Origin of the sequence: Synechococcus sp. R6-5, assembly GCF_047461775.1 — a bacterium.
In the GTDB taxonomy this organism is placed as follows: Bacteria; Cyanobacteriota; Cyanobacteriia; order Thermostichales; family Thermostichaceae; genus Thermostichus.
In genome coordinates this window covers 1-8,689 of the sequence record NZ_JANSHV010000252.1, presented here as the reverse complement: position 1 = coordinate 8,689, position 8,689 = coordinate 1, and the positions used below count along the sequence as shown (strand labels likewise).

Annotated in this window: 6 protein-coding genes; 2 read left to right on the top strand and 4 right to left on the bottom strand. The window is 61.6% G+C overall.

Annotated features, from left to right (window positions below; translation table 11 throughout):
- Window positions 1-507: ABC transporter ATP-binding protein (locus NW818_RS12305; protein ID WP_414424713.1), on the bottom strand; the 507-nt coding region annotated here is incomplete at its 3' end.
- The gene (locus NW818_RS12300) at window positions 504-1,547 is read right to left on the bottom strand and encodes a FecCD family ABC transporter permease (RefSeq protein WP_414424714.1); all 1,044 of its coding nucleotides are present in this window, start codon (window positions 1,545-1,547) and stop codon (window positions 504-506) included. The genes NW818_RS12300 and NW818_RS12305, both read right to left, overlap by 4 nt.
- 466 nt (window positions 1,548-2,013) lie before the next feature.
- On the opposite strand from NW818_RS12300, the gene mutS reads away from it, so the two are divergent.
- Window positions 2,014-4,689 (top strand): DNA mismatch repair protein MutS, encoded by a 2,676-nt coding sequence (mutS, locus tag NW818_RS12295; RefSeq protein WP_414424712.1) that lies wholly within the window; start codon window positions 2,014-2,016, stop codon window positions 4,687-4,689.
- 12 nt (window positions 4,690-4,701) lie between these two features.
- Here mutS and NW818_RS12290 read toward each other — a convergent pair whose 3' ends face one another.
- Window positions 4,702-5,262 carry a cofactor assembly of complex C subunit B gene (locus tag NW818_RS12290; protein WP_414424711.1) on the bottom strand — a complete coding sequence of 187 codons (561 nt, stop codon included), beginning with the start codon at window positions 5,260-5,262 and terminating at the stop codon, window positions 4,702-4,704.
- A gap of 614 nt (window positions 5,263-5,876) precedes the next feature.
- Here NW818_RS12290 and sigC point away from each other — a divergent pair.
- Complete coding sequence (sigC, locus tag NW818_RS12285; RefSeq protein ID WP_011434275.1) at window positions 5,877-6,977, top strand: RNA polymerase sigma factor SigC; 1,101 nt, start codon at window positions 5,877-5,879, stop codon at window positions 6,975-6,977.
- On the opposite strand, the gene murJ is transcribed toward sigC, so the two are convergent.
- The gene (gene murJ, locus NW818_RS12280) at window positions 6,974-8,620 is read right to left on the bottom strand and encodes a murein biosynthesis integral membrane protein MurJ (protein ID WP_414383428.1); all 1,647 of its coding nucleotides are present in this window, start codon (window positions 8,618-8,620) and stop codon (window positions 6,974-6,976) included. The genes sigC and murJ overlap by 4 nt on opposite strands.
- Between the last annotated feature and the right edge of the window lie 69 nt (window positions 8,621-8,689).

The window sequence follows — 8,689 nt, the reverse complement described above, 5'->3', positions numbered from 1 at the left end:
CTCATCCAACAGCAACACCTGCGGCTCCTGCACCAAAGCCAGCGCCAGAAAAGCCCGTTGCCGCTCTCCCCCCGAGAGGGTTTCCACCCGCCGCAGCGCCAGGGATCCCAGTCCCGTCTGCTCTAGAGCCCACTCCACCCGCTGCCAATCGGCCCGCATCAACTGCCACGCCCACCAGGGCTGGTGGGGAGAACGCCCCAGACTCACCAATTGCCGCACCGTCAGCCCTGCCGGGATCCTCGGCTGCTGGGGCAAAAGAGCCAACTGCCGGGCCACCTGCTGGGGAGTGAGTTGAGTGTGCAGATCCCGACCGTCCAGGTACACGCGCCCAGCTTGGGGAATCAGAACCCGACTCAACAGCCGCAGCACCGTCGATTTGCCGGAACCATTGGGGCCGACAATGCTCAGCCATTCCCCCTGTTGCACGCTGAAGCTCACCTGTCGCACCACCGTCCGGGATCCGTAGCCCCCGCTCAAGTCCTCGACCTGCAGGATGGGCTCTCTCATCGCCCTGCCCCCTGCTGCCGCAGCAGCCAGCCGAAAAAGGGAGCCCCCATCACAGCGGTGACAATCCCCACCGGCAGCTCTATCGGGCCCAAACGGCTCAGGATGTCGGCACCGCTCAGCAGGGTCGCCCCTGCCAAGGCAGAAAGGGGCAACAGCCAGCGGTAATCGGATCCCACCCCCTGCCGCACCATGTGGGGCACCACCAAACCGACAAAGCCGATCACCCCCCCCACACTGACGGCGGTTGCCGCCAGCCAAGCCGCCACCAGACCAATCACCACCCGCGTCCGCGCCAGAGGGATCCCCAAGCTCACCGCCATCTCTTCCCCCAAGCTCAGCAGGTTTAAAGCCCGCGCCTGCCCCCATCCCAATCCCAAGCCGACCAGGATATACGCCCCGGCCACCTGCACCTCTGGCCAGCCCCGCCCGCTCAAGCTGCCGATCAACCAGGTGAGAGCCACCTGCACCCGGTCATCTGCCATCAACAACAAGGTGGAGCTAATGGCCCCAAACAGGGCGCTGACGGCCACCCCCGCCAAGATCAGCCGCTCCACCGCCAGTCCCGAGGGAGTACGCGCCAACCCGTACACCAACACGGTAGTCAGCACCCCGCCCACCCAAGCGGCCAGGGGCACCCAAGCCGTCCACTCTCCCAAGGTGAGCAACCCCACCGCCGCCAGGCCCGCCCCCGCCGAAATGCCCAGCAGGTAGGGATCCGCCAGCCCATTGCCCAGCATCCCCTGCAACAGGGCCCCTGCCATCCCCAGAGCCGCCCCCAGCAACTGGGCCAAGAGCGCCCGCGGCAGCCGCAACTGCCAAACAATCGTCTGCCGAATGGGATCCCCCTGCCCCCACAGGGCTTGCCAGAGTTCTGGGAAAGTCATGGGAACGGATCCCAAAGCAATCGAGACCAAAAGTACTAGGAAAATGAAACTCAATAGCAAACAGGTCAAACCGATTGGCGAGAGCAGCCGCTTTCTTTGCCCCCAGCCTCTGCCCCCCTCAACCTCTGTATACGGACACTCGCGATCGACCAGCACCGGGAAAACCTCTCGAGCTTTGCCCAGGAAGAGAGCCTTCTGAGGCCAAGAAACCCCCTCCGCCCGCAAGGGCGGGATGGAAAACTCAGCCAAGTTGGCCAGGCCTCCCTCCCGAGCTTTATTGAAAGTCAAACTCAACAAAACGTAGTCGCTAGAATAGCAAGGCTTCTTGGATGTTGCAAGTCAGTTTCAATAGCTTGTGCCTAAATTTCTCCCTCTTGCGCTTCAGGGCTTTTGGACAAGACCGGGCAGCGCCTCTGCCCAGCCATTCAGACTTACCTCAGGGGGGATCCAACTACCCTGAGCGAGGTCATGGCAACCAACCGCGAAATGGGAATCAGGGGAGAAGGGCTGGGGAAACGTCTCAAACTTCATCTAGACCTGGATCTAGAATGGCCCAAGCTGGTCGGCCCGAGTTGGCTAGACTCCGAACCTTCAGCCCATTGCTTGCCCACGTTTTGATGCCATGAGTTCTTCCGCCGAGCCTACTTGGGATGCCTTAGAGGTGGATCCCGCCCTCCTCACCCCCATGATGCAGCACTACGTAGAGCTGAAGCGGCAATACCCGCACGCCATTCTGCTCTACCGCCTGGGGGATTTCTACGAGATGTTTTTCCAGGATGCGCAAGTGGTGTCGCGGGAGCTGGAGCTGGTGCTCACCGGGCGAGAAGCAGGGGCCATAGGGCGGGTGCCCATGTGCGGGATCCCTTACCATGCTTTCGACCGCTACGCTGCCCAGTTGGTGGCCAAAGGCTATGCCCTGGCCGTCTGCGACCAGATGGAGCCGGCAGATCAGGCCAAGGGCTTGGTGCGGCGGGAAGTGACGCGGGTGATCACCCCTGGCACCGTCCTCGAAGAGGAGCTGCTGCAGGCGCGGCAAAACAACTACCTGGCAGCCGTCGTGCGGCTCAAAGGATCGAAGCAGGCTCCCTGCCGCTGGGGCCTGGCCTACGCGGATGTCTCCACCGGCGAGTTCTGGGTGTGTCAGAGCGAGGGGCAAGAGCCTCTGGAGCAGGAACTGGCGCGGCTGCAGCCGGCGGAGATCCTGCTGCCCACCGAGGAGGGACTGGGCCTGGGTCTACTGCGGCCCGGGGATCCCCAAGGGCCTTTGGGGCTACCCGGCCAGTACGCCTATACGCTGCGCCCAGCGGAGCCTTTCGAGTTGGCGGTGGCGCGGGAGAACCTAATGCAAACCTACGGCCTGCGCTCTCTGGAGGGATTGGGCTGCGAGGGGCTGCCCCTAGCTATTCGAGCGGCGGGGGGGCTGTTGCACTATTTGGAGGAGACGCAAAAGAACCTAGTGCAGCCCTCTCCTCAGGGGGGCCATCCGCTCCTGCGTCCCCCTCGCACCTATCAGTTGACGGATTACCTCATCTTGGATCCCCAAACCCGCCGCAACTTGGAGCTGACCCAGACCATCCGCGAGGGATCCTTTGTCGGATCCCTGCTCTGGGTGCTGGATCACAGCCGTACAGCCATGGGGGGGCGCACTTTGCGGCGCTGGCTAATGCAGCCTTTGCGGGATTCGGAGCAAATCCGCCTTCGCCAAGACACCATCCAGGAGCTCTTGGAAAACCCCTCCCTACGGGCCCGCCTGGGATCCCTTCTGGACTCTCTGTACGACCTGGAGCGGCTGGCCAACCGCGTCGGATCGGGCACCGCCAACCCGCGCGAGATGGTGGCCTTGGGATCCTCCTTGGGCAAACTGCCCCAGTTGGCCGAGCTGGTGGGGGAAGCCAAGACTCCCCTCTTGCAAAGCCTGCAACAGGTGGATCCCGCCCTGGTTGAGCTGGGCCAACGCATCGAGCACACCCTCCTGCCCTCCCCTCCCCCTGTGCTCACCGAGGGGGGCCTCATCCGAGCCGGCGTGGATCCCGAGCTGGACAGGCTGCGGCAGCAGGTGGAGCAAGACCGCCAGTGGGTTGCCCAGTTGGAAAAAAGCGAGCGCGACCGCACTGGGATCCCCACTCTCAAGGTGGGCTTCAACAAGGCCTTCGGCTACTACCTCAGCATCAGCCGCGCCAAGGCCCACCAAGTCCCCAAAGAGTACATCCGCAAGCAAACCCTGACCAACGAAGAGCGGTTCATTACCCCCGAGCTCAAAGAAAAAGAGGCCCGCATCCTCACAGCCCAAACCGACATCAACCAGCGGGAATACGAGCTGTTTGTGCAGTTGCGCCAAGAGGCAGGATCCCGGGCCGAAGCCATCCGCCAAGTGGCCCAGACCCTGGCTGCCGTCGATGCTCTGTTTGGCCTGGCGGAAGTGGCAGTGCAGCAGGGATACACCCGTCCCCTCCTCACAACAGACCGCCGGCTCATGATCGAGGAGGGTCGCCACCCGGTGGTGGAAAAATCCCTGCCCCAGGGCCTCTTCGTGCCCAATTCGGTGCAACTGGGATCCCCCCACGGCCCCGATTTGATCGTCCTCACCGGGCCCAACATGTCCGGCAAGTCCACTTACCTGCGGCAAATTGGGCTCATCCAAATCCTGGCCCAGATGGGCAGCTTTGTCCCCGCGCGGCGGGCAGAGTTGGGCCTCTGCGACCGCGTATTTACCCGCATTGGCGCTGTGGACGATCTGGCTACCGGCCAGTCCACCTTCATGGTGGAAATGAACGAGACCGCCAACATCCTCAACCACGCCGGCGAGCGCTCCTTGGTGCTGCTGGACGAGATTGGCCGAGGCACCGCTACCTTCGATGGCCTTTCCATTGCCTGGGCGGTGGCGGAATACCTGGCCACTCAGGTGCGCGCCCGTACGGTCTTTGCCACCCACTACCACGAGCTCAACCAACTGGAGACCTTGCTGCCCAACGTGGCCAACTTTCAGGTGGTGGTCAAGGAATTGCAAGATCGCATCATCTTCTTGCACCAGGTACAGCCGGGGGGGGCAGATCGCTCCTATGGCATCGAGGTGGGGCGCATGGCCGGCCTGCCCCAGCCGGTGATCGAGCGGGCCAAACAGGTGCTGGCCCTAGTGGAAAAACACAGCCGCATCGGCCTGGGCCTGCGCAACCAAGGAAAAAGCCAACCTGCCCAGAAGAACTGCAAAAAAGAGCCCGCTCCCAATCGCAGCCCCGATTCCGCCGTTGGGGATCAACTGTCTTTGATCCCAGCACCTCTCTCTCCCGATTGGCCTTAGACTCCCCTACCCCTAATCCAGATCCCGTTCTTGCAACCCCAGGGCTGCAGCCAGCCCATCCAGCTCATCCCGATGCCCCTCCACCCACAGATGGGATCCAGGGGCCGTTCGCGTTGGTGCTGTGGGGGAACCGTGCTGTCCACAGAAGGGGAGCGGGACGGAGTCCTCGTCGGCTTCCTGCAGTTTCAGGCGGATTTGTTCCGGGCGTTGGTTGCGCTGCCGGTAGTACCAACCCGCCCAAGGAGAAGCCAGCACCACCATCCAGGGCCAAGCTCCCCACCCCGGCTCAAGGGTCTGCAGCACCAAGGCCAAACAGGCCAGTCCCGTCCCCGCCAGCCCCGTCAAAAAAAGGGCCAGCCCCACGCTAGCCTGACCCTGCCCTGCAAAGGTGGCGATCCCCTCGGCATCGGCGGACTGGAGACGATAGCCACGCCTTTCCAAGTGCTCCCGTAGAGCGGATCCCATTTCTTCCAGGCTGCGACTGCTAGAGTAGAGGCGACTCTCCACGCGATCCTTGCCCGCAGCTCGCAGAAAAAAGAATAGACCGATGGCCAATAGAGTCGTCAATGCCAAGGTTGAAACCTTTTCCCCCGTCAGCGGGGCTATGGCCAACCCAAGTGCCTGAGCAGAGCCCAGTCCGCCCAGAGGAAGGGGGTTGACCTGTTCGGGGAGTCTGGCTCCCCCACAGCTGGGTGGGATAGGTGAATGGGAACAGTTCATCGAATAGAATCGAATAGATTGGAATAGGCAAAGCAATTTACACGCTACCTTTGAAGTTTAGACCCTCTAGGATGGATGGGTTACTTCCCCCAAGGACGAGCTGCTGGGTTCACCCTGAGGGCAATACGCTTTTTCGCAGTGGCGGTGACGGTTGAACTGGGGGGATCCTACGCTGGATCTCATGCCTCTGAGATGAGAAATGCAACTATAATTAAGTTATGATAAGGGGCTCACGCTCTCCGTGTGACCCCTCCGCTGCTACTTCAGCCTTTCCCTATGGGGCATGGGCAGGAGGTCCGGTTGAGGAAGAGGTCAATGTATGATTTCCTCTGACTGCTGTAAGGCGTTGAGCAGGCGCGAAGTTACCGTTGGGGAACACTTAAGCTTAACTTGCTCCACATCACTGACCATTCCTCTCTCAGCCCACTGAACTGCCTACCCCTGTCGCTACATCAGCAACACCCTACATGTCTAACTACGAACCTGAACTCAACGACATTTTGTTGGATGGCCCCGCCGATCTCCTCGAGGCTGCCGAAGAAGCAGAGGTGGATCTGGCCGATGGCGAGTTTCTGGAAGAGGAGCCAACCCGCCGCTCCACTGATCTGGTGCGCCTCTATTTACAGGAGATTGGTCGTGTTCCTCTTTTGGGGCGCGATGAAGAGGTGGCCCTGGCCCAAAAAGTCCAAGACTACATGAAGCTCTTGGATTTGCGCCTGCGCCTGCAGAAAGAGTTGGGACGGGATCCCACTCTTGCGGAATGGGTGGCCAAGGCTAACCAGTACCCCGAGTGGGCGCAACTGACCCCTGAAAAGCTGCAGCAGATTCAGCGGATTGGCAAGCGTGCCAAAGAACACATGATCAAGGCCAACCTGCGCCTGGTGGTGTCGGTGGCGAAAAAGTACCAAAACCGCGGCTTGGAGCTGCTGGATCTGATCCAAGAGGGTACGCTGGGCCTGGAGCGGGCGGTGGAAAAGTTCGACCCAAAAAAGGGCTACCGCTTCAGCACCTACGCCTACTGGTGGATCCGGCAGGGCATTACCCGCGCCATTGCCACCCAAAGCCGCACCATCCGCCTGCCCGTTCACATCACCGAGAAGCTGAACAAGATCAAAAAAGCGCAGCGCAAGCTCTCCCAGGAAAAGGGCCGCACCCCCACCATCGAAGACATCGCCTCCGAGTTGGAGATGACGCCGCCTCAAGTACGCGAGCTGTTGGTACGGGTGCCCCGCTCGGTTTCTCTAGAAACCAAGGTGGGCAAAGACAAGGACACCGAACTGGGGGATCTGCTGGAAACCGACGACATTTCCCCAGAAGAGACCATGATGCGGGAAGCCCTGCATCGCGATCTACAGCAGTTGCTCTCGGATCTCACCAGCCGCGAGCGGGATGTGATCCGCATGCGTTTCGGCTTGGGGGATGGGCGCACCTATTCGCTGGCGGAAATCGGTCGCGCCTTGGATCTGTCGCGAGAGCGGGTGCGGCAAATTGAGGCCAAAGCCCTGCAGAAGCTGCGTCAGCCGAAGCGACGCAACCGCGTGCGAGATTACCTGGAAGCTATCAGCTAGTTCCGGCTTGCCCACTGGCTCCCCCAGCGTCCTACCCGTTTCCGCAGTCGGGCTGCTGCCCACTCCACTTCTGGGATCCGCAGGTAGAGAGCTCCGGCGGCGAACAAGCTTAGACCTAAACCCGCGGCCAGCCCGGCCCAAATGATGGCGGTGAGCAGGGGAGACCCCACAATCTCGTAGGAGCGCAGTTGGGTCCACAGCCAATGGCTCAGTCCCCCGGCCAGGACGGTGCTCCCCAGCAATGGCAGTAGGGCTTGTCCCATCTCCCGCCAAGGGATCCCTGGCAGGCGCTGGTGGAGGCGGATCCCCAGTCCGATCACGGCTATCAGGTTGACGCCGGCGGTGGCCAGGGCAATGCCCGGCGCTCCAAAAGCCTGCAAAAATAGAAAGTCCAGTAGGGCATTCAGGCCAATGGCCATGCTGCTGATGCGCAGAGGCGTAGCCCCATCCTCCAGGGCATAGAAGATCCGCACCAGCACATCCCGCAGCAGGTAACCGGTCATCCCCAGACCATAGGCCATGAGCAGGGCTGCCACCTCTTGTGTCACCTCCGGCGTAAAGCGCCCCCGCTGGTAGGCCACTTGGACAATGGGCTCGGCCAAAGCCACCAACAGCATCGACAGGGGCAGGGTCACAATTGCCGTAAGCATCAGCCCTTGGCGGATACGCTGGCGCAGCTCCGGCCAACGGGATCCATCCCCTGCCAACTGGGCATAGAGAGGCATCAAGGGCACCAGCACCATGTTGGAGAGGATCCCCAGCGGCGTTTGTACCAGAAGCTGGGCATATCCCAAGTTGCCGATGGTGCGATCCCCAGGTACGAAAGAGGCAAAAAACAGATCCACATAAACATTGATGTGGATCATCCCGGAGGAGATCACCGCCGGCAACATCAGCAAGCCCACCGCCCGTACCTGCGGGGATCCCCACTCAAAGCGCAGGCGCGGTCGCCCCAGCCCTAACCGCATCTGGAGCGGAACTTGGGCCAACCATTGGGCAATGGCCCCGATGAGCACGCCCCAGGCCAGCAAAGTTGGGATCCCCGTCCATCCCAGCGTGACCAGGATCCCGATCACCGCCAAGCTGGAGATCAGCGGGCTAAGGGCAGGCAAGGCGTAGTGTTCGGCAGCATTCAGCGCTCCAAAGCCGATGCCAATCCACCCCGAGAGCAAGGCCAAAGGGGCCATGATCCGCAGTTGCGCAGCGGCCAGAGCATGGACTTCGGGGCTGGCTCCCGGCGCATTCAGGCGCACCACCCAGTCCGCTCCCCACCAAAGGCCCAAGCTGACCAGCAGGAGCAGGCAGCCTACCAAGGTGGAAATGGATTCCAGCCAGGCAGCCGCATCCTCCCTGTCCCGATCCCGCTGCTTTTTGAGGACACTGACGATGGCGCTATGAAAAGGGCCGTTGATCCCTCCCAGCAGAATCAACAGAAAACCGGGCAGGATGTAGGCTACCCCGAAGGCGCTGTACTCCGGCCCCGAGCCATACACTGCTGCAATCAAAGCTTGGCGAATAAAGCCTATGCCCTTACTGAGCAAGGTCGCCCCGGCCACCAAGCCCGCCACCGACATCAACGAACGGGATGGCCCTGCTGAAGGAGATCCCCCAGGGATCTCTTCCTGAGTGGCAGACTCCTCCATTACCTTGTGTCCTGCACCCCAACCACTGCCTCAACAACAAAGTAAACTACCCGACTCCGACCGCTAAGC

Bases quoted from the DNA above. Each gene is read 5' to 3' on its own strand.
- mutS (WP_414424712.1), top strand. From the start codon at position 2,014: ATGAGTTCTTCCGCCGAGCCTACTTGGGATGCCTTAGAGGTGGATCCC.
- sigC (WP_011434275.1), top strand. From the start codon at position 5,877: ATGTCTAACTACGAACCTGAACTCAACGACATTTTGTTGGATGGCCCC.
- murJ (WP_414383428.1), bottom strand. From the start codon at position 8,620: ATGGAGGAGTCTGCCACTCAGGAAGAGATCCCTGGGGGATCTCCTTCA.